The sequence below is a fragment of the Novosphingobium sp. FSW06-99 genome, from assembly GCF_001519065.1.
Taxonomy (GTDB): domain Bacteria; phylum Pseudomonadota; class Alphaproteobacteria; order Sphingomonadales; family Sphingomonadaceae; genus Novosphingobium.
On record NZ_KQ954251.1, the window covers coordinates 342841 to 369052 of the forward strand.

Below are 26212 nucleotides of genomic sequence, written 5' to 3' on the forward strand. Positions count from 1 at the left end.
AAACGGACAGGTGGCCGAGTGGTTTAAGGCAGCGGTCTTGAAAACCGCCGTGGGTGCAAGCTCACCGTGGGTTCGAATCCCACCCTGTCCGCCAAGGCAAGTTCCTGGGTGTTCTCAAATGTGCTTATCTGGCTGGACAATCCGCAGAAATCCGCCATTTAGCTTTCTCATACGTTACCAGTTGTTCTCAGGAGTGCTTGCCGGTCGCGGGGGCACTTTTGGGGCATCGTGTCGGGAAAGTGGGGGCACTTGGCGCTGACCGATCAACAATGCCGCGCGGCGAAGCCGGCGGCGAAGCCGTACAAGCTCGCCGACGAGCGCGGGCTGTATCTCTATGTCACGCCGACCGGATTCAAAAGCTGGCGGCTGAAATATCGGTTTGGCGGCAAAGAGCAGCGGATTGTATTCGGCCCCTACCCCGATGTGTCGCTGCGCATGGCGCGCGACATGCGCCTCGATGCGCGCAAGGATTTGCGCGACGGGCACGACCCGGGGGCCGAGTTTCGGCGGCGGGCAACGCGGCGCAATGGATCGGCGGATCCGTGGCGCTCGTTCGAGACAGTGGCGAAGCGCTGGCACGCGCACCAGGCGCCGCTCTGGAAGGTGCGGCATGCACACGACGTGCTGACCAGCCTGACGGCCGAAGTGTTTCCGGTGATCGGCGCGATGGATATCGGCGAGATCAAGCCGGCGGCGATCCGCGATTTGCTCGACGCGGTGCAGCAGCGCGGGGCAATCGAGACGGCGCACAGGATCCGGCAGCGGATCTCCGCGGTGTTTGGCTATGCCATCGCGAACGATTTGGTCGAGGTCGATCCGGCGGCGCGGGTGAGTGCGGCGCTGCGGCCTGTGGTGAAGGGCAAGCAGCCCGCGCTGCTGAAGCTGGCCGACGCGCGCGCATTCTTGACAGCGTTCGAGGCGGAGCCAGGTCACCCGACCACCAGGCTTGCATCGCGGCTGCTGGCGCTGACAGCGGTACGACCCGGCGTGATCCGGATCGCCCAGATCGGCGAGTTCGAGGGGCTGGAGGGCAGCGACCCTGTGTGGCGCATTCCTGCAGCCAAGATGAAGCTGTCGAAGGCGAAGTCGGAACAAGAGGAATTCGAGTTCCTTGTCCCGCTGTCGCGCCAGGCGGTCCAGGTGGTCCAGGTCGCGGCGGCGCTTTCGCGCGGGCGCAACTATCTGTTCCCGTCGGCGCGCCATTCGCGTCGGCCGATTACCGACAATGCGCTGAACGCGGCCTATCGCCGGATGCCGGGCATCGCCGGCCGGCATGTCCCGCACGGGTGGCGCGCGACGTTTTCGACCATCATGAACGAACGCGCCATCGCCGAGGATCGGCCTGGCGATCGTGCGATCATCGATCTGATGCTGGCGCACGAGCCCGAAGGGGTCGAATCGCGGTACAACCGCGCCGCCTATATGCCGCGTCGGCGCGAACTGGCGCAGGCCTGGGCCGACCTGTTGATGGAGGGCGTGGCACCCGCCGCCTCGTTGCTGGATTTACCCAGGCGCTGACTGTTACGGGGGTCTTCGCATGACGGCCCCCGCAGTCCCGGGACTGCCGCAGCGGGGCGGCGCACCGCGGTCATTCGGCGAGATCGCCGCAGGCCTGAAGCCGTCGAAGGAGTTTCGCGGCGGCCAACCGGTATGGCGCAACAGCTATACCGAGGGGCAACTGGAGGACCGGCTGTGGCGGCCGATCGGCGTCGGCCGGGCGCGCGGCACGCGGCGTGCGGGCAAGCGCTATGCGGCGATCTCGATCAAGATGGCCAAGTCGTTCGAGCTGCGCACGCGCGCGGCACGGCAAAAGGATCAGCCAGGTGCCCGCAACGGCGCGCTCGGTGCAGTCGGCGTGCAGGTCCTGGAGGCGCTGTACGAAATCGTCGATTACGCCACCGGACGCCTTGAGCCCGCGATCGCGACGATCGCAGGCATGGTCGGCCATTCGTACTCAGCGATCCACGAGGCGCTGGTGCGATTGCGACAGCACGGATTTCTGCAATGGATACGCCGATCGCGGCCGACCGAAAACAAGGGAGAGGCCGGGCCGCAGGTGGAACAGATCACCAACGCCTATGTGCTGCTGCTGCCTCAGGAGTTCGAGGATCTGGCGCGCCGCCTGCTGGGCGACAGCCCGGCGCCGGATGACGCCGACCACGCGCGCGAGGCCGCGCAGCGCGACCTGAAGGCCATGCTCGACCAGTTGGCCGCCACGGATTTCCACAAGGATTTCTGGGCCGGCGATCGCCTGCGCGGCGAGCAATTCGGTCGAATCGCGGCGCTCCTCGATGCGCGCGATCGGCAGGAGCGCGAATCCGGGAGGAATGGAGAAACCGGGGGATCATTCTGATCCATGTGATGAATCGGGCGACATCGTCGCCCGATGCGTGGATTTGATCCCCGTCACCCCCGACCTGATGCCACCGAAAGATGAAAAAACACTGCCGGAGGCACCGGCAGACGGGGCGGCGCAGGCCGCCCCGGGGCTCGGCAGGGGGCCGAGGCGCAAGGTCTGTGCCAGGTCACCACCCTTGCGCCTGGTGCGCGCGCAGCGCCCTAAGCAGCGCGACCGGGCAGAGGGAAGTTGCTGATCAACAGCTCTCCCCGCCGTGTGTCGCCAGCAGACAGCGTGCCGATCGACCAAGTCGTTTCGACCGCGCGCACTTCGAAGGCGGCGAAAATGGCGCGGATCGACGGGTGGTCATTGATCGAGAGAATGAATTTGGCCCGGCCGCCGGCGAGCTGGTCGGCCAGGCGTTCGAAATCGGCGCGCGCAAAAACACCGAGCCCATAATCGGTTTCGCAGCCGAAATAGGGCGGGTCGAGATAGACCAGCATCCCCGGCCGATCATAACGCGCCATAAAAGCGTCGAACGGAAGCTGCTCGATCGTCACGCCGGATAGCCGGTCGTGAATATCGGCGAGCATCGGTTCCAGCTTTGAGATATTGAACCGCGCTCCGGCGTTCGAGTTGACCCCGAATGTGCGGCCCTGCACCTTTCCGCCGAATGCCAGGCGCTGGAGATACACAAAGCGCGCTGCACGCTGCAGGTCTGTCAGCCGATCGGGTGGCAGTGCATTGAGCCGGTCGAATTCCGCCCGGCTCGCCACGCGAAACCGCAGCATGTCGATAAAATAGGGGTAATGCTCCTGCGGCACGCGAAAAAACGTCGCCACATCGCCCGAAATGTCATTGATCACCTCGGTGCGCGGCCTGGTCGACCGGCGCAGGAAGATGCCGCCCATGCCGACGAACGGCTCGGCACAGCCATCGTGCGGCGTGCCATCGATCAGCGCGCAGATGCGGCGCGCCAGATTGCGCTTTCCGCCCTGATATCCGGCGGCGGGATTGACGGGTTTTACGAAGGATAGGGTTTGCGGTTCCATCAGGGTTTGTCGTCCACGAAAACCCCGGCCCATTGCATGGGTGCGGGGCGGCCAGTTTGGCCTGCTGGTCGTGGCGAGGTATGCCCTCGTCGGCTTTCCGGGTTGCCGCCCGGGCACCCCCGCCTCGCGGCGGGGAAATTGGGGAAAATTATTCCTTGGAATATTCCCCGGTGAGCAATTCGCCCCACCGGTCGAACAGCGCGCGACGCTGGCCGAGCAGCTGCGCACGGTTATAGGCGCCTTCGACTTTGCCCTTCCCCGCATGTGCCAGCGCCAGGTCGATCGCGTCGCGGTGTTCGGGCATCAACTCGTTCATGATTGTGCTGAACGAGGCGCGCCAGCCATGCGGCACATGGCGGCCGGCGAAGCCTGCGCGGAGATAGAGATTGCCGATCGCGCGTTCGCCCATCGGGCCGGAACCGCCCGCGCCGGGAAAGACCAGGGCGCACCGCGCGCCGCGCTCGAGCGCTTCGACCCGGTCAAGCACCGCGATCGCCGCGGCCGACAGCGGCACCAGGTGCGCAAAGCGCGCGTCCTGCTTCTTGGACCGGGCGAGCTTCATGCGATCGGGCGGCACACGCCAGACCGGGCGGCTGTCGATCAGCTCGATTTCCTCCCAGCGCATGCCGCGCACGGCATCGAGGCGCACGGCCGTCAGCGCGAGGAACCGGGATGCTAGCGCCACCATATTGTTGGGCCCGGCGATATGATCGCACGCGGTCAGCAGATCGCGGCATGACTCAATCTCAGTCAGCGCCGGGTGCGGCTGCGTGAGTTTTGGGGGGAGCATGGCCCGTGCGGTGGTAGCGGCCGGGTTCGTGGTGCACCAGCCTTCGGACATCGCATAGCCGAAAATCGCGCCGATCCGCTGGCGGATGCGCCGCGCGGTTTCGCACTGCCCGCGCGCCTCAACCGCGCGCACGGCCGACAGCACATCGGGCGGCGTGATCGCCGCGATCGGCATGGCGCCGATCGCGGGAAAGACATCGCGCGCCAGGCTGGCCAGTACGTCGGCCGCGTGCGTGGTCGACCAACCGGGCGCGCGCAGCGCATGCCAGGCGCATGCCGTTGCATAAAACGTGCGGTCTGTTGCATAAACGGGCGCGGCAGGATCCCTGCCCTCGCGTAGCGCGGCCTTTGCCGTCTCGCGCATGGCGCGCGCCTCGGGCAGCGAGATTTCCGGAAACCGGCCAAACGTCAGCAGCTTTTCCCGGCCACCATGGCGATATTTCAGCCGCCACGATCTGCACCCGGTCGGTGCGACATGCAGATGCAGGCCGCCGGCGTCGAACAGTTTGTACGCGCGCGCCTGCGGCGTCGCGGCTTTCACCGCGCCGATTGTCAGCATATAGTGGATCCAATGAAAGAGCCCGAGGCGATAGAAATTCAGCCGCTGCGGCTGACAGTGAGCGGCGATGGCTATATCGTCACGCACGGCGAATTTCTGGTGGGGTTGATTACGCCGATCTCAGGCCGCTCTGGAAAGTGGCTCTATTCAATCGACCGCATAGACCTTGGATACGGAACAAAACGGCGCGGAATCGTGAGCAGCAAAGCGGCGGCAAAACGCGCCTTTCAACGGACATGGACCCGGTTCGTCGGTCAATTGCGCGGCGGATAATCCCTCCGCCGCGCGATGCGGTCGAAATCGCAGAATTCAGCGAAAAATCGCGCGCGGCCGCGCGAACGATACCCCCATCGATACCCCCAATTTGAGCGGCCCTTTTCGCGCCATCACCACTGCTTTTGAGCCATGAGACGGTCTGTGCGCACTATGGTGTTGCGTCGTCCGGTCCGCTGGCCAATCGCAAAAAGTATCCTGATGGGATACATTTATCTTGACCCCCTCGCCTGAAATGTGTATCCCAACAGGGTACACAGCGAAGGAGGCAGTTTATGAAAATCATTACGATCCGGGACAAGCGGTTGAAGGCCTTGGTTGAAAATCCGGGCCTGACCGCCGTGAAGGGTCTCGATCCGTTTGAGACGCGCCGCATTATCGAAATGCTGGCGGCTATCCGGGTCATGAATCATCCGCTTGACCTGCTCGCCTTTCCGAAATGGAAGGCCCACGAATTGAAGCCCGGCCAGCCCGGCAAATGGGCCCTGACTGTCACCGGCAATTATCGGCTGACCTTCCGCGTTGATATCGCGAGGCAGGAAGTCACGGTCCTTGATTATGAGGATTACCACTAATCGAGCCGGGCGGGGAATTCCCCGCCCACCGCTCCCGCTCTGTGTAAAATGTATCCCAGCGCGAAACAAAATCCTTGCGCATGTATCCTGTGATGATACATATGGCAGGGTGAAGGAGTGACATGATGTCTCAGCGCGAAACGGAAAATTTCAAGATCACCGACCCGCAGGAAATGAAGGTGGGGCCGCTGCCTCCGCTCCACATCCATCCCGGCGTGTTCATCCGCGATACGCTGCTACCGCAATATGGGCTCAAGATCGCCCCGCTTGCGCGCCTGATCGGCGTGGCTCGTCCCAATCTGCATCACGTGCTGCAGGGCGAGCGCGATGTCAGCCGCGAGCTGGCTTATCGCCTGGGCGCACTGATGAACGACCATGTGGCCGACTTTCTGATTTCATACCAGGTAGAGTGGGACAAACAGCAAGAGGCCGCGCGCCGCGAAGAGTTGAAAACGCAGATTGCGCGGTTGCCCGTTCCGGCAGACGCGCAATGATGGACTCCTCTGAACTGCACGAGCGCCTCGATGCGCTGTATCACCGTCTGCGCGACTTCCCCGAGGGCGCGCGGTGCGAGCATGGGGTGCACCTGAAGCCCGACGCCTATGTGGCGTTCCTGGAACTGCGCAAGCTGACCGAGAACGAGTTGTTGCCCGCGCTGGCCCAGAACGCAAAAAGGGGATGGCCGCTGGGCTGACCCCTTCCAACTTTATCAATTTGTCTGAGCTGCAGGCTGAGCCGGCGTTACCGTGCATGGGCTGATCAATGCCATGAGCTGGTCGACCGCAGATCGTAGCGCCAGGTCGGCCTGCGCCAGCACACTGACATCGTGCTCGGCATCGCCGTTGACTTGCGCCGGCGGCACGGCGGCGGGCACTTTGGCCGGATCGACGCAGCGGGTGGCGACGGGGACTTGCACCGTTACCACTTTGTCATCGATTGCGGGCGGCGGCGCGCTGGCGCAGGCAGCCAGGGCGAGGCAGGCGACAACTATTGCCATTTTTGCACAGGTTCGCATCACAGATCCTTTTTCGCGGCGATGACATCAGCAGGCGTCGGGCAGCCGGGTTTGCCGTTGGCCGCCGGCGGAATGACGATCGCCTGTGCTTCGGCCGCGCGCTGGGCCGATCGCGCCAGGGCGGCGGCATCGGCCTGGTTGCCCTGTGTCACGTCTGTGGTGCTGTCTTTGCCCAGTTGCGCCACGGCGGCGTTCTGCGCGTCCAGAGCCGCTTGCAGGCGCGCATTGCTGGCCTGTTCGACCGTCAGCGCCTTTTCGGCCTGCGCCTCGTCGGCGCGGGCCTTGGTGGCCGTTGCAGCCTCGTGGTGAGCATACCAGCCCAGCACAGCGCAGATCAGCACCAGCGCGGCGACGGCGGCGGCCAGCGGGTTCTTGGCGGCCCATGCCCATGCATCGGTGAACCAGGCGCCGATCGAGGACAGGATAGACCAGCCTTTGAACAGGCTGAGGATCGCGGTGAGCATCGTCACCTCCTGTGGATGGCGCGCGCCAGCGAGGCCAGCGCGCGCAGGGTGTTACAGCGCGTGGCCGAGCACGATCGAGCCGAGCACGATCAGCGCGATCACGACATCGCCGACGCGGTTGGCGACGAGGGCCTTGATGTCGGTGGTGGCCAATTTCAGTTCGCCGACGCCATAAGCGAGATCAGCCTTGGCGGCGGTTTCGAGGGTTTCGATAGTCATGGTCAGGATTCCTTTGCGTGAGCGGGTTTCAGCACGATCGCGCCATCACGCTTGACGAGGTCGGCGAACCAGAAAGGCACGGGCACCTGGTGGATGCCCAGGCCGGCGCCGCGATGGCAGGCGACGCACAACACCATCAGGTTGCGCAGGTCGTCGGGGGTGGCGACGGGCTTCTCACCCAGCAGTGCGGCGTCACCATAGATGTCGAAATGGTGCATTAGGCCGAGCACTTTGGCCGGATCGGCGTTGTTCCACTCGCTCCATTCGATGATGAAATGGTGCACCTCGAGGTGCTCTTTGCCGCCGCACTTGAAGCATGGCGTCTTGCGCTTTTTGACCAGCAAGGACTTGTTGTGGTCGAATTCCGCGGTGCTCGCCGTGGCGCGCGCCAGGTGCTCGGGATATTCGACATCGACGCGCAGGGATTCGAGTTCCTCGTGCGCCGGCGTGTGCGGGGTGTCAGCCATGGAAATGTGCCTCAATTATGCCCGTAGCAGGCCTGAGCCTGGCCGCTGCTATTGATCAGTGTGATGTCGCCGGTGAAGCTGGTCGGCACACCGGTATATCCTGGCGCCAGGTTCACTGTGACCGTTGCGCCCGACACGCTGGCGGCGGTGAGCGTACCAGCCAGATAGTTGGTGCCGGTATTCACGGTGCCGTTGCGGATGAAAAATTGCTGCCCGGCGGAGAACGTGGCGTTCGAGGCGAGCGTGATGGTCAGCACGCCGTTGGCAGGGTTATAGACCAGCCCGTTTTCGCCCTGGGTGTTGGTGCCCGCACCCGAAACGTAGGGGATGATGGCATAGCTATCCATCGTGTTGGCATAAGGGTCGGACGGGTTCAGCAGGTTGACGTTGCCGCTGAGCGTCGGCCCGCTGCCGGAATCGAGCGTGTAGCCGATCCAGCAATAGTATTGCCCGGTCGGATCGAAATAGTTGTTGTTCAGCGTGAAGCCGGCCAGCTTTGTCGCCTGAAACGACACGCCATAGGAATTCTGCAAATGGCGCGCGTTGTTCTGCAGATCGGATATCAGCACATTGTGATCGATCGACCCGGTGAGTGTTGCGAGCGGCACGCCCATCAGATTGCTGTTGGTCTGCGGCCACAGGATCGCCGTGCCGCCATAGCCCCAGGCCGAAGGGGTTTGGAGATAGGTGTTGTAGCTGACCACATAAGTCGTGGTGCCGCCCGCAATGCCGGGGGTGTAATAGGGCGCCGTCATCGGCGTGGGGCCGATATTTCCCAGCGATTGGTTGAGCGTCCACGTGCTGCCCGACCCGCCCGTGATATAAGTTGGCGCGGGAATCGCGTCATAGGTGTTGATCGTGCCGGGCCCGATGGTGCCGAGCGCCTGGCTGAGCGTCCAGGTCGATCCGCTGCCCGACACGATGGTCACAGCGGCCGGAATGCTGAGGCCTGAACCTGACGCTGCAGCGATGATCTGACCCGCTGCGAGGGTGCCCGACGTGACGCTGTTGACGGTGAGTGTGGTGCCGCTGATCGTGCCGTTGATCACGCCATCTGCGGCGCCGTTGGCGGTGACATATTGCCCGGCCGTCAGTGTGCCCGACAGGCCCGACACGGTGAGCGTGTTGCCGCTGATCGTGCCGGTGAACGTGGCGCCATTGGTCGTGGCTGCGGTGTTCCAGAGTTCGCCATGGCCGAAATTGCTGTAGACCCAGCCATAGTTGCCCGATCCACTATAGGTCCAGTCGGCCGCATTGGCGACGCTCTGAAACGTCAGGTGCGTGGCGTCGGTGGCCTGAAAGGTGAACGTGCCACCCCAATAATCACCCGCTGCGCCGTTGCCGGACAGCACCAGGCTGTAATAGCTGCCCACCGGGATGCCATGAGGCGCAACGGTCGTGACGACTTCTTGCGCGGGGGTGGATGGCGAAGCGGTGGAGCAATTGGCCGAACAAACGATGCTGCTGAACAGGACGCCGGGCTCCTGTTTGTAGAGCATGCCCTCGATATAGTTGTTGGCGACGACGATCGTGTGGTTGCCGATATTGACGTTGCCCATATCGAACATGCGGCCGGGCAGGTGCATGAAGGCGTTGAATTCGATCCATGCCGTACCACCAGAAATGCCGAGCAAATGCCCATTGAACGGCGCGACCCCGACCGTGGCGCCGGTCACCCATCCGGTTATGGACCCCGCTGCATAAGTGGTGGAATTGAAGCTGGCGCTGCACAGCGCAGTTTCCAGTGCCGTCGCCAGTGCATCGCCGCCGCAGCCATAGATGGTGTTGTTCATGAATGCGAGGCTGTTGAGCGTGGTCGAGCCATTCGCGAACGCCACCGCATAGACCGCTCCGGCATTTTCCGGGCCTGCCTGGGCCGTGCCAGATCCCTGGTTGATGCCACCCCAGATGTTGCAGTTGGGCCCTTCGACAAACAGCGAATTGCGCATGATGACATTGGCGGTGTTCGGGCTGGTGTTCGCCGCGCTGGTGCCCCAGCCTTTGTTCGCGAAATAGATCGGCAGGCAGCCCCAACCGGTGCTGCTGTTCCACGCGAAATTGTACCCGTCAAAGATGAGCTGGTTCGTCGATCCGGTGCTGTTGCTGCAATAAATGCCCGCCCCGCCCAGAGGGAACGGGAACGGCGTGGCCGTGGTGCCCGCTGTCACGCCGCCCGACACGGCTGTGTTCGAGGCATAGAACTGGCAGTTTTCGCCCTGCTGCTTTGGGTTGATCAGCGGGTCTGTCGCGATTTGCGCCGGGTCTTTGAGATACGAGGGGTGCAGATTGCCAAGCGTAGGCATTTGCCAGCGCGGCATGCCGACCGCATAGTCGACCCCGGCCACATTCCATGAAGGCCGCGTCGGATAGATCACCGGCTGCACGCTGGTGGTCGGGTTGATCGCAGAATACCATGGGTTGGTGCTGGTCGACGAAGGGTAGCTGACGCCCGCCGATCCTTGCGTGGCATAGCCGCGAAAGAACGTCGGTACCTGGACTGCGCCGCCATTATAGCAGCCATCATTGTCCGTGGCGGCGTTCGTGCAGGGCGTGCCACCCCACACGATCGGGCGCGCATGCGCAGGCGATGCGATCAACAGCGCGGCCAGAAAGGCAATTATCAGGCGCATCAGCAACCAGCCCCCAGCAACAGCCCGACACACCCGAGGCGACTGGCGCCGGTGGTGGGAAACAGCAGTACGACAGAGTTGAAGTTTTTGGTGGTTATGGTGGGCGTGGCGCCGAGCGTGGCCGTACCGCTCGTCAGTGTCTGCGCGGCCAAAAAGAACTCTGGCCGGTTGGTGGCGCCGACGCGGCTGCCGATCGAGGCGTAACCGCCGGTGTAACTGGCCATGCTGTCGCTGGTGGCGCCGGTGCCCAGGGCGATGATGCCAAGCGCCCACTCCGATGTGTAACCAAGGGTCGGTGATGTTGCGAAAGAGGTCGGCGAGCCATTCGTGAATGTCGTGCCAGTGACCTGCACCCCGGCTTTGTCATAACCGGTCACCCCAGAGACCACATACGCCTGCATGGTCCAGTAATAACTGCCGGTGTCCGTGAGAGTGATCGCGCATTGCGTGGTGCCACCGCTGCCGCAGGTTGTGCCGCTGGTCATCGCGCCCGACGTCGAGGCGCACACCGCAACTGCGGTATAGGCATAGACATATGGAAAGGCGTTTGTCGGATAGGCGCCGCTGCAATTTGTGGTGGTGGCATTGTCAGCCAACACTGGCTTTGACGATGGGTTCGTTTGGGTGGATATCACGACGATGAGAAACGACCCGGCCGGCACTGATGCGGTGATCGATGCGGTGCATGTCGTGGTCGATGTGGAGCACGCGGTATCGGCCACTTTGGTGACTGACTGCGCCAGCGCGCCAGGCGAGGTGATCCACGCCAGCGCGAGGGCCAGCAGGGTGACGAGGCGCCGCATCGTCAGAACTGCGAATAGGTGAGCGAACCGGCATAGTTCGCGGCAGTGGAGAATACCGCGCACAGCGCATTGCCGGACGGCACGACATAGACCGGCCCAAGCCCGACGCCGGCCGAATACCCGCTGTTGGCGGTAAAGGCCATGGTGTTGCCGCTGGCGCCGTCGAGATAGGCCGTGCCGGTTCCGCAATTGGTGCCGGTGCCATAGATCAGCGCGAACCCGGCCGAGGACCCGGCGATCACATGGATGTGGGTGACATAGATCGATTTGCCTGATGCCAGCGCCACGAGCTGCACGGTGCCGCTGGTCGTGGCACTGATCGCCACGCTTGCCGAACCCTGCACGATATTGACCGAGCCGCTGGTGTTGGCGGCGACGGTGGTCGGGCCGATCGGGACGGCAACACCGCTGGCGCTACCCTGAATGGTCAGAGGATAGGGGCTGGCAGTGCCTGCCGCCGTGGCGCCCTCGACTGCGCCGATGAGCACCTGGTGCGTGGTCTGGGCATTGATCGGCGCAGTGACAGATCCCGCAACGGTTTGTACGGCGGCCAGTTGTGAACTGAGCGTGGCATTGGCTGAGGTCAGCGCGCTGTTGGCAGACGTCAGTTGCGATACGGCTGCGGCCAGGTTGCCGCCGCTTTCCAGCGCCGTGTTTGCGCCGCTGGCAGGCAACCAGTACCACGGGTTTGACGATGATCCGGAGCCCTGCACTGCGGTACCACCGCCTCCGCCGCTGCAGCCCGACGTGCAGTTGAAATTCCACGTGCCTGATTGCGCCACACTCGGGGTGCCGGAAATGGATGCGGTCACCGTATCGGTGCTGCTGGACAAGGACCACGTGCGGCCTGTGCTCCACGTGCCCGACTGCGCGACCGAGGGCGTGCCGCTGATCGTCACACCACCGATCACGTTCGACCCGGCGGGCAGCGTCGGAAGTGATGTAACGACGTTTGTGCCGGTCACATTGAGTGGATTGCTCGACGTGCCGAACGGATTGCCGTTCTTGTCGACGACGAAGATGCCGTCCGCCGTCGTGACCTGGTTGCCCTTTTGATAGGTCGGCGCCTGGGCGGTCTGGGCGAGCAGGGGCGTCCAGCAGACAAGCGCCAGCAGCGCCGCCAGGCAGCGGATCAGTTTCATGGGAAGTGTCTCCGTTTCAGGCGCTGAAATTGAGCGCCAGCGGGTCAGGGGTGCGAAGGGTCGCCGTCTCGATCATCGCGCGGCCGCGGCTCGGTGCTATTTGTGCCCCAGACCAGGCCGCCGATCGCGGCGACCACCAGCGGGACATAAACCTGCAGGGCAGTCATGAACGTTGCCCAGGTTTCGACTTCCACGATCCCCGCGATGATCGTGGCGGCAGCCGTGACCGGCAAACCGATCAGCAGGACAAGAGCGATTGAAAAGCCGATCAGCCGTCCGATCGCGATCGTCTGGTTGTCGGCGCCGGTCAGCGCCTGTTTGAGCCAGCCCATCACGCACCCCCCATGATCGATTGCAGGATCGGCATCACATCAGTCGCCACCGGCTTGTACGGGCGGTATCCGGGGTGGCTGACCTGCCAGACCGGGCAATGCATATCGGCGGGCCAAGTGTTGTCGAAAAACAGCGCCGCCTCGCGCTTGCGCCGATCGGCGAGCTGGCCGCCGCCCAGATAGTTGAAGGTCAGATCTCGGCGCGCGGCTGCCATGTTGCCGGCGATCCAGTGATGCACCCAGTCGGCCCGGCCGATCGCGTCGGTGTTCCATTCGAAGCTGACTGCGGCAGCCAGTTGGGCGTCATTCAGCGCATGGCCCGCAAAAGCCCGATTTACATTGGGCAGATAGGCCGCGTTCAGGCGTTCGATCGCAGCGTTGAGACATACCTCGATCGGCGCCGGCCGATTGCGGTATTGCAGAACGTTGATGCCCGCGGCGGCCGTCAGGCCCATCGACCAGGTCCACACCGGCGGCTGCGCGCTGTCCAGATAGGCCTCGCGCGCAATACCCTCCTCGTGCGACGTGTAGGCCACGACGCGGGGTGTCAGTCTCATCGTGCCGGCCTTTCAGTGGTGGGGTGGCGTCAGCAGCCCGCTGAACAGCGTGGCAAAGAGGCCACCGATGGCGACAAGCGCTGTCATCACGCGCTTGAGCATGCGCACTTCGCCATCGCGCAACGCCGCCTCTGCGCGCATCAAGGAAATTTCGCTGACGAGCGTTTCGATGCTCTTGCGCAGATCCTTGATCTCAGCGCTCAAAGTCCGGTCCACCTCGTCGACATCATCATCGACCCGTTCGATGTCGCGCTGTTGTGCAGCCAGACGCTCAAGCGCGGTGGCGATCATCGCGCCGTGTTCTGCGGGATCAGGCATGTCACTGCGCCTTGCGAACGGTGAGTGTGCCGGCGGTCAGCGTCACGGCCAGGTAAAAGGTTGCGGCTGCATCGGTTTCGGTGCGGATCGGTTCGTTGACCACGATACCGGTCTGGGGAGCGCCGAGGCCAAAGGCATAGTCGCCCGCGATCGCGCCGCCGCTGGTGATCGGCAGCATGGTTGTGCCGCCATCGGTTGATCGCAGGACTTGCGCGGTGCCGCTGGCGCCAATCGCATTCAGCACCAGGTGGATCGGCCGCGAAAGCTGCGGCTCGAATGGCCCGAGAATCCAGGGCGTTTCACTCGTGCCCGCGCCGGTCGCTTCCTGCCCTGCGGGACTGGTGATCGTGACGCCGGTACCGGCGACGCATGTTGCGATCAGCGGCGACGACGTCGCGGCCACGTAAGGCGTCTGCTGCAGCGCGAGCGTCGCCGGCGTATACTGGCTGGCAGATGGAACTGTCATGATACGCTCCCGTACAGAAAGGTCATCTGCCACCGCCAGACGCCCCCAACTTCGTTGAAATCAAATCGATATCCGGTGATATCGAGCGTAAACGCCGCAGACCCCACAATCAGCGGGCCATTGCCCTCCACCGTGACATGGTTGGTGACCCACGTGCCCGCGTTGTCGCGCAGCGAGACAATCCCGCCGCCGGCAGGCAGTGTGATGGTGACGGGCCCGGCGGTCGTATCGACCGACAGCAACTGGCCCGAAACCGCCGTCATACTTTCGGTCACGACCTGCCAGCCCGCGACCATATAGGCTGCGGCGGCATCGACTGTCGGCGCGCTGATCAGCCCGGCGGCATAGAGCTGCTGCGGCCAGGTCGCACCCGGCGTGCCAATCGTCGCGGCGGGTGCGGGTCCTGCCGGCACCAGCCAGCGCACGTTGATATCGGTCATGCGGTCGCCTGCGTCAGCGTGATGAACAAGGCAGCGGTTTTCACGACCAGCCCATTGGCGAGCGTGATCACCGCGTTGGTGACATAAGTGCCGAGCGGCAAGGCGGCTGAGGTTTCGCTGTCGATCGACAGATTCCATCCCGGCCCGACCTCGGCCGATGCGGCGCGGGCGACGGGTGTGAAGGTTGCAACGGCGGCGTTCGCTGCAGGCGGTACAGCCCAGCCATCGACAGTCTCAACCGCCGCCTTCAGCGTCGCCACGCATGTCGCGCCGATCAAATCATCGTTGATCGCGCCAAAGCATTCGATGCCGATCAGGATCGTTGCCCCCACGTTGAATGTGCACGTCGCCATCAGGGCGTAACTTTCGCGACCGCGTCGGCCGTCGTCGCGGCGTGAACGGCTGCGACTTTGACCAGAAATTCGGCATGGGCTGGTGGCCGGAATGCCGCGATCGCGGCGCTCAGCCCTTCCAGATCGGCGAAGCTGAAGGGCGAAACCACGTTGCCATCGGCGTCGAGCCACAGATTGGCAGTCCATTTTGCGGCCCCGGCCGCGATCGTTTCGGCCAGATTGTCACGCGCCGCCTGATCCCGCGCGAATGCCGCATCGACGCCTGCCGCGGTTGTGTAGCACACCGGTGCGGATCGACTGGCGGCGTGCGCGCGCGCCAGCAGGCGGATTGCGCGCGCTTGCGCTTGCCCGAGTGTCGGCGGCGGCGGCCACGATGCCGTGACCTCTTGCCAGCCTTCGTCGACGGCCTGTTTTGTCATCAGCGCGGCTTGGGATGGCCGAGCTTCGTCATAGCCGAAAACATCGCCCGCCGGGTCTTTGAAATAGCGCATAACCACCCCCGTCAGCCTGTCGCGTTCAGGCGCATTTCGCTCCACTGGACCGCGCCGGGGCTGCTGTAGCTTTCGCCCGTGGGCCAATAGACCGAATACGTTGCGCCTGGCGGCACCAGAAACGACGCAATCGCCGATGCTGCGCTGGTGCTGGTGTCATAGAGAAATGCGTTGATGATCGTCGTCCCGCCGACCGTGACGCTGATCTCGGGCGACGATCCGCTGGTGTCGGGAAATGCCACCAGGACCGCGATCGGGCCCGCTTCAGTATTGGTATAGGTCGTTCCGGACACGCGCGATCCGGTTTCATTGAACCAGGCGTAACCGACGCCAAAGCCGCCGTTGATCGGCATGAAGATATCGCGCAGCGCGGTCAGCACCTGATTGAATTCGGTCTTGTTCGGCTCGATGCTGGCTGCCGACAAGATCGACAGCAACTCGGCCTGGATGCCGTTCAGCCAGTCGGCGCTGATCGTGGTCGGCGGCGTGCCAGCGGTGGGATCGCCATTGGTGAAATAACCCGGCGTGCCGGCAGCGCCCGGCGCTGGCAGTTCGGCGGCCGCCGATGCTGTGTCGATATTGAACATGGGGTGATCCTACAGAAGGAAGACGGCGGTTTCGGCCGGGGCCATCGGCTGCAGCAGGCCAATCAAAACCGAGGGATCAAAACCGCTGGTGTTTGCCACCACGGTCACACCCCAGGAATAACACCAGTCGTCATCGTAGACCGCGCCGACCGCCGTCGCGACGCCCGCGCGAAATGGCGCATAGACCGTGATCTCGATCGTGAAGCCGAGTGCAGAGGCAAAGGCGATGAAATAGGCCTCGCTCTGACCGCCGCCGCCAACGAAGCGCGACAAGACCTGCGCGCCGCGTTGTTCGTTGTTCAGTCCATCCGTTGATGTCGACAGCCCGAGCGTTTCCTCCCATTCGACCAGGAGATCGGGATTTGCGCCGGGGGATGAAAGGCTAAGCACGTGGGTCGCGGCGGCGTCGAATTCGGCCCATATTTGCGCCAGTGCGCCGTTGACGGCTGCCTGGTTGGAGGCAGCATCGCCCGCAACCCAAGCGCGGCCGCGAGGCATCAGCGCAACGGCCGCGGCCGCATAGTCCGCAGCAGTGTGCGCGTTCAGAGTGTAGTAAGGCGAGGCCATCAGGTGTAGGTGATCGCGCCGGGCACTGCCAGCGCGCCTTTATTCGACGTGATATTGCCCGCGCTGCCGGGCGATACGCTGCCGGCGCTGGCGGTGATATTGGTGATGACGAAGCCGCTGGTGCCCGCGACGGCGCTGATCGCGGATTCGATCGCGCTGATATCAGTGACCCCGCCATTCGGCGTGCCGCCCGGCGAGGCGTTGACCTGCAATGCGGCGGCGAATGCGGCAGCGACATTGGCCTGGACCGTTGCCCCGGCGCCGGCCAGGCCCGAAATTGTCATCGCGATCGTGTTGGCAGTGGGTGCCAGGGCATAGACCCGCGGGCAGACCGGTTGCACCGTCGCCAGATAGTTCGCCACGACAAGCTGATCGCCGGTCGCGGCAACGTCGCGCGTGTCGCCCGCGGCCAAGCCGTTCGACCCTTGCGGAAAGCCGCCATAGGCGGCCTCGACCACGTCCATCATGAAATAGACCTGGACGGTGCCGGGGCCGTAACCGCGCGGGATGCACCAGGCGCGGGTGACGCCGGGCACAGACAATGCCCACTGGATATAGTCGGCCGCCGCGCCGCCCTGCAGCTGCGCCTGATAGGCCTGCAGCATGCGGCTGCGAAAATCGTCCTGCGTTTCGATATCGGCACCGCCCGCGATCGCGGCGGCCACCACGCCTTGCGGCGTGATTCCGGTAATCCCGGTCGACAGGAACATCATTGTGCCGACAGGGGTATTGCCTGCCGCGCCCGGAGTTACCGCACTGACCGGTACGGTGATCGTCCCGCCGGCAACCGTCGCCGCCCCGGTGGTGACAAACGCGGCGCCATCGCCGCGCGTGATCTGGGTGCCGAGGCCGATCGTGCCTGCGGTCCAGGGGAACGACGCGGTGCCCGAGGCTGCGGCGGCGTCTTTGATATAGACCCTGCGCAGTGCCGCCCAGGCGGCCAGGAACTCGTCGGTCGCGGTGAACGGCACAGACTGCTGCGCGATCCAGTCGAGATAGCCATAGCAGCCGTCCGCGAGGCCTGACTGAACGTCGCCGAGAATCCCCAGATTGGAATAGCGCACCAGCGTATCGACACCGGGCAGTCCGGCGGCGATCGCCTGCGAGGCCGAGCTGCGCAGCGCGGCGATCGTCGGGCGGGGAAACGGCATCAGAGGCTATCCCACAAATCGGCGAACTGAAGCGCGAGCGACGATCCGTTGCCGCGATGGATCTTGACGGTCAGAACCAGCTTGCCGGCGGCGGCATAGAACGCAGCGACGTCGATCGACGTCGCCACGCCGTCATCGATGAACCATTGCAGCGCATCGGATGCCGCCTGCTGCACCTGGCTGGGCAGTTCGGGCGTCGCCTTGCCGCGCGTGACATAGAGCCAGATCTTCGACCCTATCGCCCCGCCCCACCATCCGCGCCGGTCGGTCGTGCCGTCGGGAATCACATCGTCGGGATCGGCCTGCGCATCGGTGAACAGGCTGATCAGCGCGGCGGTGGCGAGGTCGTTGCCATAGGTGAGCGAATTGGTCGGGTCGGTTGCGTCATTGCCCGGCAGGAATACCCAGTCTGCCGCACGCGTCGTGCGGTTCCACCCGGTCTGGATATCGGTCATAGCTCGGCCGTTGGCGTGCTGGAGGTGCCGGTGCCCGCCGTGACACCGCTGTGGTCGTGCGCGTTGAACGTGCTGCGCACGGTGCTGATCGCCAGCGGATCGGACGCCGCCAGTGCGGTCACATCGTCGTCGACGGTCAGTGCGCCCTTGACGTGCATGCCCGTGGTGTTCTGCACCACGAACGGCAGGCCACCACAGTCAATCAGCGGGCCTGCTGCGGTGAATTTGATGATCACGCCGCGCACATCGTACATCGCGCTGTCGCCCGGCTGCAGGCCGGTGGGGCGCGAGGCCTGATGGTTGGTGCCGATCACGATCGTGATCGAGCGGTCGCCGCCGCGCCGCAGGGTGACCACTTGCGATCCGAGCGGCGGCACGCTGGTGAAACCGAACTGGAAGATCCGCAGCACTTTGTCGAGCACGCGGCTGCCAAAGCCCGATCCCGCCGCCGGTTCGGTCACCTGCATCTGCTGCACGGGTCCGGTATCGTCGACGGTGGTCACGTTGCCAGCGCCGACCAGATTGGCAAGAAACTGTCTCATCCGGTCAGCGCCGCCGTGTTGACCGGCTGCAGCACGATCGGTTCGGGCAAGAACGCCGCGGGCGTCATGGCCAGGATCTCTGCCACGGTGCCGCGATCCTCGTTGCGGCGGAATGTGACTTCGGCAATGACGAGCGCCCCGGTCTGCGCGCTGGCGGCGCCAGGGACGTCGATCGAGACGAGCGTGTTGGGCATCCAAAGATTGCCGGCGCTGTCGCGCCAACTGTCGACGGTGACTTTGACCACGAACGACCGCCCTGCCCGCCGCGCCGCCTCCCACTGGGCGCGTTGCTGGGTGAAATCCTGCGGATCGGCGGCCACTACCTCCATGATCAGGTGCGTGACGCGATGGCGCGGCACGTTCGGGTCGCTCGCCCCGGCGAAGAAATCGCTGCCACCCAGTGCGCCGAACGTGTCGAGCGACTGAAAACAACCGATGTAGTCCGAAAAGCGCTGGTCCATCGATTGTTCGACCGACCAGACCTCGACGTTCTGGCCATAGACAATGCCGCTGGCTGCGGTCGTGCTGCCGACGATGCCCAGCACGAGCTGGCCTTGCGCGTTTTCGAAGGCCAGCAGCCCGGCGTTGCGCGCAACGCGCTGGATGATGTCCGCGCCGGTTTCCCCATAGTTCAGCGCCCAGGATACCACGGTCGGACCCGGGTCGGCGCCATCGGCCATGATCACGTCAATACCATAGGCGTCTGCCAGGCGTTGCGCGATCGTCAGCGCATTGCCGCCGACGAGCTGCGCCGATGGCCATTCGGCGGCGCAGTCGACCAGATCTTCGGTCAGGCCGCGCCCCGATATTGCGATCTGGTGGCTTTCCGCCGTGCCGGTTTCAGCCACGCGATCGACCCAGCCGGTGATCACGGTATCGTTGCCCAGCTTTACCACGCAATCATCGCCGGCGGCGATGGGCGCCTGCCCGGCCGGGCCGATCGATGCGCGCACGTCAAAGCTGTTGGGAAACCCCTCTAGCCGCAGCGTGACCGCGACGTCTTCCCACCCGGAGATCACCTGGCCGTTGACCAGCAGGGTCAACTGATCGGCGGGCTGGCTTGTGCCGCTGACAACGATCTCGCTGCTGGCGCTCGATACCGTGGTCACGATGCGAGCGCCTGGAATGATGTTGGAAAGAACAGCGGGTGCGCTGGGTCGGCCTGCGCCACCAACTGATCGGCGCGCGTCGCATCGCCATAGAGCGATTGCGCCAGCGCCAGCGCCGGCATCGGCGCCGGCGTGTCGAATGTCGTCACTTGCGCCAGTGTGGCGCCTCGCGCGCGCAGATCGGCCGCGACCGCACCCCGGCAATCCGACAGCGTGGCATAGCTGTCATCATCGCCCATCGCTGACGCCGCCACCGCCAGCGCATCGAGCACAGGGCAGATCTGTTCGATGCGGGTTGCCGCATCGGTGGCGCTGGCGGGTTGGTAACTGGCCGCTGCCTGGCACAGCGCGGCAGCTGCGGCGCGCAGCACAAGCTGCGTGGTCACATAGATGGTCTGGGTCGGCAGGCCCGCGACGGTCGCAGCGATCAGTTGCAGCAGCAGCCGGATGGCATCGGCCGGATCGGCGCAACAGGCGACCAGCGCCGACATCAGCGCGCTGGCGGCAGGCTGCAACGTGGCGGCATTGGTCAGATCGGCATCGGCCGCCGCTGCCTCAAAGGCGCTGGCGGCGCTGGCCACGGCGACGCGCTGGGTGCTGGCCGCCGAGATCAGGTCGGAGACGGTCGTGCTGGTCGAATAGGCCGAGGCGTTGCTGCCGGTCAGGCCGCTGTTGCCGCCCGCCGAAAAACGCCCGAAATTGCCCGGCAGCACCGCCGTGAGCCGCACGAGCGACGTGGCATCCTGCGCCAGCGCAATCGCCTTGGCCGACCAGCCTGCGATGGTGGCGACCAGATCGGCACGAACACCAGCAAGCCCAAGGATGCCGACGCCCATTCCCAGCGCGCTGAGCGCCGATATCGACTGCCCTGAGGCCAGCTTGCCCAGCACGTTCACCGCATCGCTAAGCAGGGCGGTTTGTAGCTTCGATGCGGCGCCGAGCGATCCGGAATTGCTGGCGGCAACCGTCGGGAATGTCTGCGCGCCGGCGTCGATGAATTCGAACTCAATCTCCGAATAGCGCGACGCGTCGAGCGCCTCGCCGATCTGCCAGCGCGGCAAAACGACGTTGAGGTTGCCCAGCGTCGGATGGACCAGCGTGCCCGGGCCCTTTTGCTGGCAGGCCTTGATCAGGTTCGACCGCTGCATCGCGATCGTCGCCCCGCCCAGTTTCACATCGCCATCGAGGACGAAGCCGCGCAGGCGATACGTGCCCAGGTCCTGGCCCATCGGTTCCGGCCAGCCACCATCCTTGCCCGGATAGCGGTGGATCGCCAGGCGCTGCGACCCGCCGCCCGAACTGGACAGCACGGCGAACTTGACGCCCCGCCACGACGCGGGCTGCACCGCGCTGGTCGGCTTTGGCGCCGACGCGCGCGCGATCGCGCCCTGCGCCACGGTGGCGAGGCTGGAAATTGCGGTCATGGCAATCCCGATCAGTGCGTTATGGCATATGCCGGCAGCCCATAGCTGATGGCGCCGTTGGGGCCGTGCGTGGTTGCCGTGGTGCCGTGCGGCGCGTTCTTGAATTCGACGACGACTTTGTGAACGTAATCGCGCGTTTCCTTGTACGGGATATGCGCGGCGAAATCGGCGTCGCTGATCCTGCCGCTGCGCGGATCACCAAAGCGTTTAACCCACTTGTCGACATTGCCCTCGCCCGCGTTGTACGCGGCGGCGGCAAGCGTTTCATCGCCGCCATATTTCTTGGTCAACTGGTCGAGATAGGCGTCCCCGATCAGCCGGTTATAAGTCTCATCGTTGCGGAACCGGCCTTCATCGAACGGCATTCCCATGCCGGCTGCCACGCGCCGAGCGGTATCCGGCATCAATTGCATCACGCCGATCGCGCCCTTGGGGCTCACCTGGTCCTGGCGCGATCCCTCGGCATGTTCGATGCGTGCATAGAGGCTGGTGTCGCCCGCGCCTGGTGTGCCGTAATAGCGGCCGCCACCGAGATAGGACATCACGGCGCCGAACTGGCGCACGGCCTTGTCGAAGTCGCTCGATCCTTTCTGCATGCCCTCGCCGGCATCCTTGATCGTCTTGGCGGCGCGGTCGACCGCGTCGACAACGGTATGGGCCGCTTTGTCGCCGGCTATTGCCGAATTGCGCGCGACCCATGCCTTGCCCCGGTCGGCCTCCTGTCCGGCTTTCACGATGTCGCGGCGGATATGCTGCGCGGACTTGATGGTATTGCGGCTTTCGAACGGCGCGCTCTTCTGCGCGTCGGCCATCTCGGCTGACAGCGCCTTACCACCGATCGACAGCAGCGGGATCAGCGCGGGCGAGATTCCGAGCTGCTGCGCCATCAGCCGCTTGCCCGCACTGGTCTGCTTGGCGAACTTGTCGGCGATCACCGGCAGCATGGCATCGGTGTTGACGGTGCCATCCTTGTTGAGGTTGAGCTTGATCCCCAGGCGCGACAGCACTGCCATCGCGCCGGGATTGGCGCCATAGCGCGCATCGTTCAGTGTCTGTGACAGTCCGCCCAGGCCGCCCGCTGCGGCGCCCGGATCGATATCCATGCGTGCCGCCGCGTTGGTGAAATTCTGCAGCGTCTTGGTCGAGACGCCGATCGTGTCGGCGGTGCGGCCAATCGCCGACGCGCTCTTGGCCCAGTCGCTCGCCAGGCTGAACGCGGCATAGCCTGCCGCCGCTGCAACCGCGATCGTCCCGGCTGCGGCCACCCCGATCACGCCCATCGCGCGCGCAAGGCCGCCGCCCTCGCTGGCTGCGCTGCCCATGGCATCGCCCATCACCGCCGCAGCCCGGCCGACGCCTTCCATCCGGCCGGCGATCCCTGCGGTCAGTGATGACCCGCCGAACACCCGGGCAGAGGCCTGCTCGATGCGCGAAAAGCTGCCGATGATGCGCGACGAGCTGCGCCGCAGCGACGCATCGCGCGCCGCGCTGGACTTTTCGAACGCGCCCTTCGAGCGCTTGGCCATCTGTTCAAGGCGGCTTTCAGCAGCCTTGACACCGCTCTTGGTCTGATCGTCGGCAACGATGGCGACGCCGAGTTTTGCGATTTCATCGCTCATGCGCGGCATCCCACCAGGCGTTCAGGGTCGACCATGGCCGCAAGGCGACTTCGTCCGGAAATTTGCCGAACATGCGGCCGAGCGCGACCAGACGCTGCCGCCAGTCGGTCGGCCTTATTCGAAAAAATGGTCGAGGAACTTCCGCGCTTTCATCAGGTCGCCGCCGCCGATCCGCGCCACCGCCGGTTCGGGCACGCCCGAGACCAGCGCGATCAGGGCGATATCCATCGCCCAACCGCGCTTGCTGTCGACGGCGATCATTTCGGCGCCGGTCGGCTCGCGCAGCTTCAGTTCGGTGAATACCAGCGGGCCAAGCTCGACCGGCTGTTTCAGCGTGATGGTCAGCGTGCCGGGCGCCGGCGCGGCAGCGGTTTCTGTGGGCGCTTCGGCAGGCCCATCGGAAATGGTCAGCACCTCAGTTCTCCGTCACGCTGCCCGAGGCGAACTTGATCGAGAATGTGCCGTCCTCGGTATTCACTTCAGCAGGATCACCATCGCGCCAGGCGCCGGTCGCGATGATCACTTTGCCATTGGCGAGCGTCGCAACGACCGTCGCGTTGCTGGTGGCGTTCAGGGCAGCCATCGATACCGCACCGCTGTCGCGGCCGTTGTATTTGATCCAGCCTTCCTTCGGCATTTCCTTGTAGCCGTGGACACCGTCCTGCCCCTTGAGGGTTTCGCGGTCGGACGAGTTGACGAGATATTCGCACTGGCCTGCGACCGCGACGGGAACGCCGTCGACGGTCAGGCTGAGTGCGCCGGCAAGTGCGGACATGGCGGGTGATCCTTACTGGAGGCGGAACTGGATCAGCGTGGCGAACACGCGCAGCTGATCGATGAGGATGCCGGGCCACAGCACGTTGACGCGGTTGGGGTTGGTCGCGTCCTTTTCGACGATCAGGTTCGCCGAAAAGACGTCCGATTCCTGGACGAAGCCCGCCGTTTCCAGCGCGATATAGGCGGCGATGATATCGGCCTTGATCGTGCTGGGGGTGACGACGTTGCTGTTGGGCGCCAGGCGCGTGCCGTCGGCCGCCAGTTTCACCCGCGCGTATTTGGTGGTGACCACCGATTTCAGCGCGCGGATGACGTACATCAGCGTGTAGAGCGTCTCGATCTCGAGATAGCTGTTGTCGGGCGACCCTTGCGCGTTGGTCACATAGGTCGTGATCGCGTTTTCGATCGTGACCACGCCGCTGGTGCTGACAGTCCAGGTGGTGATGCCCGCATAGAGCAGCGTGGTGTTGCGCACCGTCAGCGGAAATCGCGACTGCAATGGGGGCGCCAGCAGCCCCTGCCCTTGCAGGAATTGCACCGGCTGCGCCGGATCGTTGCGCAGGCTCGCTGCCTCGATCGCGGCGAAATAGCTGGCCCACCACCAGATCGGGCTGGGCGAATCATAGAACCCGACCATTTCCAGATGCTGGTCGTTGCGCGCAGCGCCCGCCGTGGCCAGTGCGCCCGCCGTGTTGCGCACCGCGCACCAGGCGCCGCCATAGATCTGCATCAGCGGTGACCAGCGGCCCGCCAGATCCGACAGGAACGCCTGCACCGCATTCAGCGTCGCGCTGTCGTTCGCGGCCAGGACGATGAAGTCGTAGGAATGGTCGGCCAGCGCAGCGAGCGCGGTGGTGATCGTGGGATTGGTCGCGCCGCCGGTGAATTGCGGCGTGGCGATCGTCGCGGTTACGCCCGCCGGGGTTGCTTCGCCCGCCGCGCTCCCACGATAGTTGAGGCGCACGTCGATATCGTTGCCGCACAGCCCGGCGTTGCGCGCGGTGAGCGTGACCACGCCCGCCGCCGAGGTGGCCGTACACGGCAGGCCGCAATTGGCCATCGTCGACACAGCCTGCCCGGTCGAGGCGTTGATCGCGGCAGCGATGTTCGTGGCGATCGTGGTTGCCGTGTCACCATAAGTCACCGCGACGGGGATCGATACGCCCGCGACATAGAGCGCCAGCGTGCCCGACTGGGTGGCGGGGCCGGTGATCGTGATGGTGTCGGTTGCCGCCGTCGCGCCGCCCGCGTCCGAGACCGGCAGGGCATAGACCGCCGCTGACGGATCGTTGAGCATATACATCGCGGCCATGGCGGCGAGGATCGAGCCGAAGCCTGCGCCGGTGATCGCAGCGCCCGGCGACGGCACGCGCACGGGCAAATTGGGCGTCCAAGTGCCCCCACCCAGCATCTGGCCGATCAGCAGCGTGTTTTGCGCCTGGGGTTCGGTGTTGGCATGGCTGGGATCGAGTTCGGCATAGAACAGCGGGACGCGCAGGTTCGACGGGGTCGTGTTGAAGGGAACGGTCATTGCCGGTTACTCCGCTGCGCTTTGGGCAGCAGGCGCCGCCTTGCCGGTGGTGGGTGCGGGCTCCGGCGCGGGTTCGGGTTCGTCCTCGGCCAACGCGAGATCGCCGCAGCCGAGGTAAAACGCGGTGGTCACGCACAGCGGATCATAGAGGATGCCGCGTTCGTCGATGACGCGCTTGGTCCCCCAGTGGCGCACGGTGCGCCCCGGGACACTGACAACACGCATGGTGGTCTCCTAACTGCAGGGAGGTTCGCGCATCACCACGTCGACCGACGCGGGTGCGTAATTGGTGGGGCTGATCAGCACGTCGCTGATCGTGCTCGCCGCGATCGGTGCGAAGCTTTCAGGCCCTTCGTAGAACTCGAAATCGAGATCCATCTGGATCCCGGCGATGTGGGTCGCGCCGTCCGCGTTATAGGCCAGATCCGATCGCATCGAGGCGAGCTGCTGGATTTCGCGGAACAGCGGGTACGAATTGATGATCGCGACCTCGACCTGGCGCTTCATGCGCCAGGCGTAATCCTGCGCCTTGGCGGCGCCGGCATCATCCGCCTCGGCAAAGGCCTGCGCCTCGACCAGGATGCGAATGGTGGCCGTCGTCGTGAATTGCGGTGCGCCGGAGCGGCCGAGCGAAACGCGGCTTTCGCGCGCGATGCGCAGCTTGATCTGCGGCAGCGTGGCCTGTTGCGAAGGCCAATCGCCCGGCGAATAGACGCGGGTGCCAGCATCGGTGGCGCCGTCGACGCGCAGCGCCGTTTCACAGCGGCGCAACACCGTATCCGACGTGAATGGATCGATCGCGCACTCTTCCTGGCGCCGGAGGAACGTCACGACCCGCTCTTGCTCATCAGCACGAGCTTTGCATGCCCGTGGCCATCGGGGATCACGTCCTTGACGATATAGGCCACGCCGGTCCCGAGGCGCAGGATGGTATCACCCTGCGATGCCGCCTGGCCGAGGGCGCCGATACGGATGCCGCAGATCGGCTTGCGCTGGGTGGACATCTGCGCGTCTTCGCCGATGGCGATATCCGCGCTTTCTTCGTCAAACACAGCATCGGCGATCGCGATCGGTGCGCCCCCGCGCGGGACATAGCTGATCGCTTCGCCAAACACACCCATCACCGGCCCGAGCAGCAGGCTGTCCCAGTCGATCGCCATCGCGTGC

36 protein-coding genes and 1 tRNA gene are annotated in these 26212 nt (G+C 64.7%); 7 read left to right on the top strand and 30 right to left on the bottom strand.

Features of this window, described 5'->3' with window-relative positions; translation table 11 throughout:
• The first annotated feature begins 4 nt into the window (after positions 1-4).
• The 3 genes from AQZ49_RS01495 (at position 5) to AQZ49_RS01505 (ending at position 2353) form a co-directional block, all read left to right on the top strand.
• A tRNA-Ser gene (locus AQZ49_RS01495) sits at positions 5-94 on the top strand.
• 155 nt (positions 95-249) lie between these two features.
• On the top strand, positions 250-1518 hold the full coding sequence (locus AQZ49_RS01500; protein WP_067611762.1) for a tyrosine-type recombinase/integrase: 1269 nt from the start codon (positions 250-252) through the stop codon (positions 1516-1518).
• 19 nt (positions 1519-1537) lie between these two features.
• Positions 1538-2353 carry a hypothetical protein gene (locus AQZ49_RS01505; RefSeq protein WP_067611765.1) on the top strand — a complete coding sequence of 272 codons (816 nt, stop codon included), beginning with the start codon at positions 1538-1540 and terminating at the stop codon, positions 2351-2353.
• Positions 2354-2559: 206 nt separating this feature from the next.
• Here AQZ49_RS01505 and AQZ49_RS01510 read toward each other — a convergent pair whose 3' ends face one another.
• Positions 2560-3390, bottom strand: a complete 831-nt coding sequence (locus AQZ49_RS01510) for a DNA adenine methylase (protein WP_067611768.1) — start codon at positions 3388-3390, stop codon at positions 2560-2562.
• Between the two features lie 148 nt (positions 3391-3538).
• The gene (locus AQZ49_RS01515; RefSeq protein ID WP_067611772.1) at positions 3539-4738 is read right to left on the bottom strand and encodes a tyrosine-type recombinase/integrase; all 1200 of its coding nucleotides are present in this window, start codon (positions 4736-4738) and stop codon (positions 3539-3541) included.
• Positions 4739-4750: 12 nt separating this feature from the next.
• Here AQZ49_RS01515 and AQZ49_RS01520 point away from each other — a divergent pair, with 12 nt between their 5' ends.
• From AQZ49_RS01520 to AQZ49_RS01535, 4 genes are all read left to right on the top strand, one after another.
• Complete coding sequence (locus tag AQZ49_RS01520) at positions 4751-5011, top strand: hypothetical protein (RefSeq protein WP_067611774.1); 261 nt, start codon at positions 4751-4753, stop codon at positions 5009-5011.
• Between the two features lie 275 nt (positions 5012-5286).
• Entirely contained in the window at positions 5287-5586 is a 300-nt protein-coding gene (locus tag AQZ49_RS01525) for a type II toxin-antitoxin system RelE/ParE family toxin (protein WP_067611777.1), read from the top strand.
• A gap of 125 nt (positions 5587-5711) precedes the next feature.
• The gene (locus AQZ49_RS01530; RefSeq protein WP_156428065.1) at positions 5712-6080 is read left to right on the top strand and encodes a helix-turn-helix transcriptional regulator; all 369 of its coding nucleotides are present in this window, start codon (positions 5712-5714) and stop codon (positions 6078-6080) included.
• Positions 6077-6280: a hypothetical protein gene (locus tag AQZ49_RS01535; RefSeq protein WP_156428066.1), complete on the top strand. Its 204-nt coding sequence runs from the start codon at positions 6077-6079 to the stop codon at positions 6278-6280. Before AQZ49_RS01530 ends, AQZ49_RS01535 begins: the two co-directional genes overlap by 4 nt.
• A 15-nt stretch (positions 6281-6295) precedes the next feature.
• Here AQZ49_RS01535 and AQZ49_RS01540 read toward each other — a convergent pair whose 3' ends face one another.
• The 28 genes from AQZ49_RS01540 to AQZ49_RS01670 form a co-directional block, all read right to left on the bottom strand.
• Positions 6296-6583 (bottom strand): hypothetical protein, encoded by a 288-nt coding sequence (locus AQZ49_RS01540; protein ID WP_067611786.1) that lies wholly within the window; start codon positions 6581-6583, stop codon positions 6296-6298.
• Positions 6584-6600: 17 nt separating this feature from the next.
• A complete protein-coding gene (locus tag AQZ49_RS01545; RefSeq protein WP_067611789.1) occupies positions 6601-7065 on the bottom strand; it encodes a hypothetical protein in 465 nt (154 codons plus the stop codon).
• 51 nt (positions 7066-7116) lie between these two features.
• The gene (locus AQZ49_RS22050) at positions 7117-7284 is read right to left on the bottom strand and encodes a hypothetical protein (protein ID WP_156428067.1); all 168 of its coding nucleotides are present in this window, start codon (positions 7282-7284) and stop codon (positions 7117-7119) included.
• 2 nt (positions 7285-7286) lie between these two features.
• Positions 7287-7751 carry a hypothetical protein gene (locus AQZ49_RS01550; RefSeq protein WP_067611792.1) on the bottom strand — a complete coding sequence of 155 codons (465 nt, stop codon included), beginning with the start codon at positions 7749-7751 and terminating at the stop codon, positions 7287-7289.
• A gap of 11 nt (positions 7752-7762) precedes the next feature.
• On the bottom strand, positions 7763-10381 hold the full coding sequence (locus AQZ49_RS01555) for a hypothetical protein (protein ID WP_067611795.1): 2619 nt from the start codon (positions 10379-10381) through the stop codon (positions 7763-7765).
• Positions 10381-11184 carry a hypothetical protein gene (locus tag AQZ49_RS01560; RefSeq protein ID WP_067611799.1) on the bottom strand — a complete coding sequence of 268 codons (804 nt, stop codon included), beginning with the start codon at positions 11182-11184 and terminating at the stop codon, positions 10381-10383. The genes AQZ49_RS01555 and AQZ49_RS01560 overlap by 1 nt, the downstream gene beginning before the upstream one ends.
• Before the next feature lie 2 nt (positions 11185-11186).
• A complete protein-coding gene (locus AQZ49_RS01565) occupies positions 11187-12326 on the bottom strand; it encodes a hypothetical protein (RefSeq protein ID WP_067611802.1) in 1140 nt (379 codons plus the stop codon).
• Positions 12327-12370: 44 nt separating this feature from the next.
• A complete protein-coding gene (locus AQZ49_RS01570) occupies positions 12371-12658 on the bottom strand; it encodes a hypothetical protein (protein ID WP_067611805.1) in 288 nt (95 codons plus the stop codon).
• Complete coding sequence (locus AQZ49_RS01575; protein ID WP_156428068.1) at positions 12658-13215, bottom strand: glycoside hydrolase family protein; 558 nt, start codon at positions 13213-13215, stop codon at positions 12658-12660. The genes AQZ49_RS01570 and AQZ49_RS01575 overlap by 1 nt, the downstream gene beginning before the upstream one ends.
• A 12-nt stretch (positions 13216-13227) precedes the next feature.
• Positions 13228-13533, bottom strand: a complete 306-nt coding sequence (locus AQZ49_RS01580) for a hypothetical protein (protein ID WP_067611812.1) — start codon at positions 13531-13533, stop codon at positions 13228-13230.
• A 1-nt stretch (position 13534) separates the two neighbouring features.
• Positions 13535-13999, bottom strand: a complete 465-nt coding sequence (locus AQZ49_RS01585) for a hypothetical protein (protein ID WP_067611815.1) — start codon at positions 13997-13999, stop codon at positions 13535-13537.
• Positions 13996-14439: a hypothetical protein gene (locus tag AQZ49_RS01590; protein ID WP_156428069.1), complete on the bottom strand. Its 444-nt coding sequence runs from the start codon at positions 14437-14439 to the stop codon at positions 13996-13998. The genes AQZ49_RS01585 and AQZ49_RS01590 overlap by 4 nt, the downstream gene beginning before the upstream one ends.
• Positions 14436-14792, bottom strand: coding sequence for a hypothetical protein (locus tag AQZ49_RS01595; RefSeq protein WP_067611818.1), 357 nt, complete (start codon positions 14790-14792; stop codon positions 14436-14438). The genes AQZ49_RS01590 and AQZ49_RS01595 overlap by 4 nt, the downstream gene beginning before the upstream one ends.
• Positions 14792-15283: a hypothetical protein gene (locus tag AQZ49_RS01600; protein WP_067611821.1), complete on the bottom strand. Its 492-nt coding sequence runs from the start codon at positions 15281-15283 to the stop codon at positions 14792-14794. The genes AQZ49_RS01595 and AQZ49_RS01600 overlap by 1 nt, the downstream gene beginning before the upstream one ends.
• Before the next feature lie 11 nt (positions 15284-15294).
• Positions 15295-15870 carry a hypothetical protein gene (locus AQZ49_RS01605; protein ID WP_067611824.1) on the bottom strand — a complete coding sequence of 192 codons (576 nt, stop codon included), beginning with the start codon at positions 15868-15870 and terminating at the stop codon, positions 15295-15297.
• Positions 15871-15879: 9 nt separating this feature from the next.
• A complete protein-coding gene (locus AQZ49_RS01610) occupies positions 15880-16437 on the bottom strand; it encodes a putative phage tail protein (RefSeq protein WP_067611827.1) in 558 nt (185 codons plus the stop codon).
• On the bottom strand, positions 16437-17588 hold the full coding sequence (locus AQZ49_RS01615; RefSeq protein ID WP_067611830.1) for a baseplate J/gp47 family protein: 1152 nt from the start codon (positions 17586-17588) through the stop codon (positions 16437-16439). Before AQZ49_RS01615 ends, AQZ49_RS01610 begins: the two co-directional genes overlap by 1 nt.
• Positions 17588-18043, bottom strand: a complete 456-nt coding sequence (locus AQZ49_RS01620) for a phage GP46 family protein (RefSeq protein WP_067611833.1) — start codon at positions 18041-18043, stop codon at positions 17588-17590. Before AQZ49_RS01620 ends, AQZ49_RS01615 begins: the two co-directional genes overlap by 1 nt.
• Complete coding sequence (locus tag AQZ49_RS01625) at positions 18040-18585, bottom strand: phage baseplate assembly protein domain-containing protein (RefSeq protein WP_067611836.1); 546 nt, start codon at positions 18583-18585, stop codon at positions 18040-18042. The genes AQZ49_RS01620 and AQZ49_RS01625 overlap by 4 nt, the downstream gene beginning before the upstream one ends.
• Positions 18582-19694, bottom strand: coding sequence for a phage baseplate assembly protein (locus AQZ49_RS01630; protein ID WP_067611839.1), 1113 nt, complete (start codon positions 19692-19694; stop codon positions 18582-18584). Before AQZ49_RS01630 ends, AQZ49_RS01625 begins: the two co-directional genes overlap by 4 nt.
• Positions 19691-21118, bottom strand: coding sequence for a DNA circularization protein (locus AQZ49_RS01635; RefSeq protein WP_067611842.1), 1428 nt, complete (start codon positions 21116-21118; stop codon positions 19691-19693). The genes AQZ49_RS01630 and AQZ49_RS01635 overlap by 4 nt, the downstream gene beginning before the upstream one ends.
• Before the next feature lie 11 nt (positions 21119-21129).
• A complete protein-coding gene (locus tag AQZ49_RS01640; protein WP_197410876.1) occupies positions 21130-22737 on the bottom strand; it encodes a transglycosylase SLT domain-containing protein in 1608 nt (535 codons plus the stop codon).
• Between the two features lie 114 nt (positions 22738-22851).
• The gene (locus AQZ49_RS01645) at positions 22852-23151 is read right to left on the bottom strand and encodes a phage tail assembly protein (RefSeq protein WP_067611848.1); all 300 of its coding nucleotides are present in this window, start codon (positions 23149-23151) and stop codon (positions 22852-22854) included.
• Position 23152: 1 nt separating this feature from the next.
• A complete protein-coding gene (locus tag AQZ49_RS01650) occupies positions 23153-23512 on the bottom strand; it encodes a phage tail tube protein (RefSeq protein WP_067611851.1) in 360 nt (119 codons plus the stop codon).
• 12 nt (positions 23513-23524) lie between these two features.
• Positions 23525-25045, bottom strand: coding sequence for a phage tail sheath subtilisin-like domain-containing protein (locus AQZ49_RS01655; RefSeq protein WP_067611853.1), 1521 nt, complete (start codon positions 25043-25045; stop codon positions 23525-23527).
• A 6-nt stretch (positions 25046-25051) separates the two neighbouring features.
• Positions 25052-25270 (bottom strand): hypothetical protein, encoded by a 219-nt coding sequence (locus AQZ49_RS01660; protein ID WP_067611856.1) that lies wholly within the window; start codon positions 25268-25270, stop codon positions 25052-25054.
• 9 nt (positions 25271-25279) lie between these two features.
• A complete protein-coding gene (locus tag AQZ49_RS01665) occupies positions 25280-25876 on the bottom strand; it encodes a hypothetical protein (protein ID WP_067611859.1) in 597 nt (198 codons plus the stop codon).
• Positions 25873-26205 carry a head-tail joining protein gene (locus tag AQZ49_RS01670; RefSeq protein WP_067611862.1) on the bottom strand — a complete coding sequence of 111 codons (333 nt, stop codon included), beginning with the start codon at positions 26203-26205 and terminating at the stop codon, positions 25873-25875. Before AQZ49_RS01670 ends, AQZ49_RS01665 begins: the two co-directional genes overlap by 4 nt.
• Positions 26206-26212 lie beyond the last annotated feature (7 nt).

Bases quoted from the DNA above. Each gene is read 5' to 3' on its own strand.
- AQZ49_RS01505 (WP_067611765.1), top strand. From the start codon at position 1,538: ATGACGGCCCCCGCAGTCCCGGGACTGCCGCAGCGGGGCGGCGCACCG.
- AQZ49_RS01510 (WP_067611768.1), bottom strand. From the start codon at position 3,390: ATGGAACCGCAAACCCTATCCTTCGTAAAACCCGTCAATCCCGCCGCC.
- AQZ49_RS01515 (WP_067611772.1), bottom strand. From the start codon at position 4,738: ATGCTGACAATCGGCGCGGTGAAAGCCGCGACGCCGCAGGCGCGCGCG.
- AQZ49_RS01520 (WP_067611774.1), top strand. From the start codon at position 4,751: ATGAAAGAGCCCGAGGCGATAGAAATTCAGCCGCTGCGGCTGACAGTG.
- AQZ49_RS01525 (WP_067611777.1), top strand. From the start codon at position 5,287: ATGAAAATCATTACGATCCGGGACAAGCGGTTGAAGGCCTTGGTTGAA.
- AQZ49_RS01530 (WP_156428065.1), top strand. From the start codon at position 5,712: ATGTCTCAGCGCGAAACGGAAAATTTCAAGATCACCGACCCGCAGGAA.
- AQZ49_RS01535 (WP_156428066.1), top strand. From the start codon at position 6,077: ATGATGGACTCCTCTGAACTGCACGAGCGCCTCGATGCGCTGTATCAC.
- AQZ49_RS01540 (WP_067611786.1), bottom strand. From the start codon at position 6,583: ATGGCAATAGTTGTCGCCTGCCTCGCCCTGGCTGCCTGCGCCAGCGCG.
- AQZ49_RS01545 (WP_067611789.1), bottom strand. From the start codon at position 7,065: ATGCTCACCGCGATCCTCAGCCTGTTCAAAGGCTGGTCTATCCTGTCC.
- AQZ49_RS22050 (WP_156428067.1), bottom strand. From the start codon at position 7,284: ATGACTATCGAAACCCTCGAAACCGCCGCCAAGGCTGATCTCGCTTAT.
- AQZ49_RS01550 (WP_067611792.1), bottom strand. From the start codon at position 7,751: ATGGCTGACACCCCGCACACGCCGGCGCACGAGGAACTCGAATCCCTG.
- AQZ49_RS01555 (WP_067611795.1), bottom strand. From the start codon at position 10,381: ATGCGCCTGATAATTGCCTTTCTGGCCGCGCTGTTGATCGCATCGCCT.
- AQZ49_RS01560 (WP_067611799.1), bottom strand. From the start codon at position 11,184: ATGCGGCGCCTCGTCACCCTGCTGGCCCTCGCGCTGGCGTGGATCACC.
- AQZ49_RS01565 (WP_067611802.1), bottom strand. From the start codon at position 12,326: ATGAAACTGATCCGCTGCCTGGCGGCGCTGCTGGCGCTTGTCTGCTGG.
- AQZ49_RS01570 (WP_067611805.1), bottom strand. From the start codon at position 12,658: ATGGGCTGGCTCAAACAGGCGCTGACCGGCGCCGACAACCAGACGATC.
- AQZ49_RS01575 (WP_156428068.1), bottom strand. From the start codon at position 13,215: ATGAGACTGACACCCCGCGTCGTGGCCTACACGTCGCACGAGGAGGGT.
- AQZ49_RS01580 (WP_067611812.1), bottom strand. From the start codon at position 13,533: ATGCCTGATCCCGCAGAACACGGCGCGATGATCGCCACCGCGCTTGAG.
- AQZ49_RS01585 (WP_067611815.1), bottom strand. From the start codon at position 13,999: ATGACAGTTCCATCTGCCAGCCAGTATACGCCGGCGACGCTCGCGCTG.
- AQZ49_RS01590 (WP_156428069.1), bottom strand. From the start codon at position 14,439: ATGACCGATATCAACGTGCGCTGGCTGGTGCCGGCAGGACCCGCACCC.
- AQZ49_RS01595 (WP_067611818.1), bottom strand. From the start codon at position 14,792: ATGGCGACGTGCACATTCAACGTGGGGGCAACGATCCTGATCGGCATC.
- AQZ49_RS01600 (WP_067611821.1), bottom strand. From the start codon at position 15,283: ATGCGCTATTTCAAAGACCCGGCGGGCGATGTTTTCGGCTATGACGAA.
- AQZ49_RS01605 (WP_067611824.1), bottom strand. From the start codon at position 15,870: ATGTTCAATATCGACACAGCATCGGCGGCCGCCGAACTGCCAGCGCCG.
- AQZ49_RS01610 (WP_067611827.1), bottom strand. From the start codon at position 16,437: ATGGCCTCGCCTTACTACACTCTGAACGCGCACACTGCTGCGGACTAT.
- AQZ49_RS01615 (WP_067611830.1), bottom strand. From the start codon at position 17,588: ATGCCGTTTCCCCGCCCGACGATCGCCGCGCTGCGCAGCTCGGCCTCG.
- AQZ49_RS01620 (WP_067611833.1), bottom strand. From the start codon at position 18,043: ATGACCGATATCCAGACCGGGTGGAACCGCACGACGCGTGCGGCAGAC.
- AQZ49_RS01625 (WP_067611836.1), bottom strand. From the start codon at position 18,585: ATGAGACAGTTTCTTGCCAATCTGGTCGGCGCTGGCAACGTGACCACC.
- AQZ49_RS01635 (WP_067611842.1), bottom strand. From the start codon at position 21,118: ATGACCGCAATTTCCAGCCTCGCCACCGTGGCGCAGGGCGCGATCGCG.
- AQZ49_RS01640 (WP_197410876.1), bottom strand. From the start codon at position 22,737: ATGAGCGATGAAATCGCAAAACTCGGCGTCGCCATCGTTGCCGACGAT.
- AQZ49_RS01650 (WP_067611851.1), bottom strand. From the start codon at position 23,512: ATGTCCGCACTTGCCGGCGCACTCAGCCTGACCGTCGACGGCGTTCCC.
- AQZ49_RS01655 (WP_067611853.1), bottom strand. From the start codon at position 25,045: ATGACCGTTCCCTTCAACACGACCCCGTCGAACCTGCGCGTCCCGCTG.
- AQZ49_RS01660 (WP_067611856.1), bottom strand. From the start codon at position 25,270: ATGCGTGTTGTCAGTGTCCCGGGGCGCACCGTGCGCCACTGGGGGACC.
- AQZ49_RS01670 (WP_067611862.1), bottom strand. From the start codon at position 26,205: ATGGCGATCGACTGGGACAGCCTGCTGCTCGGGCCGGTGATGGGTGTG.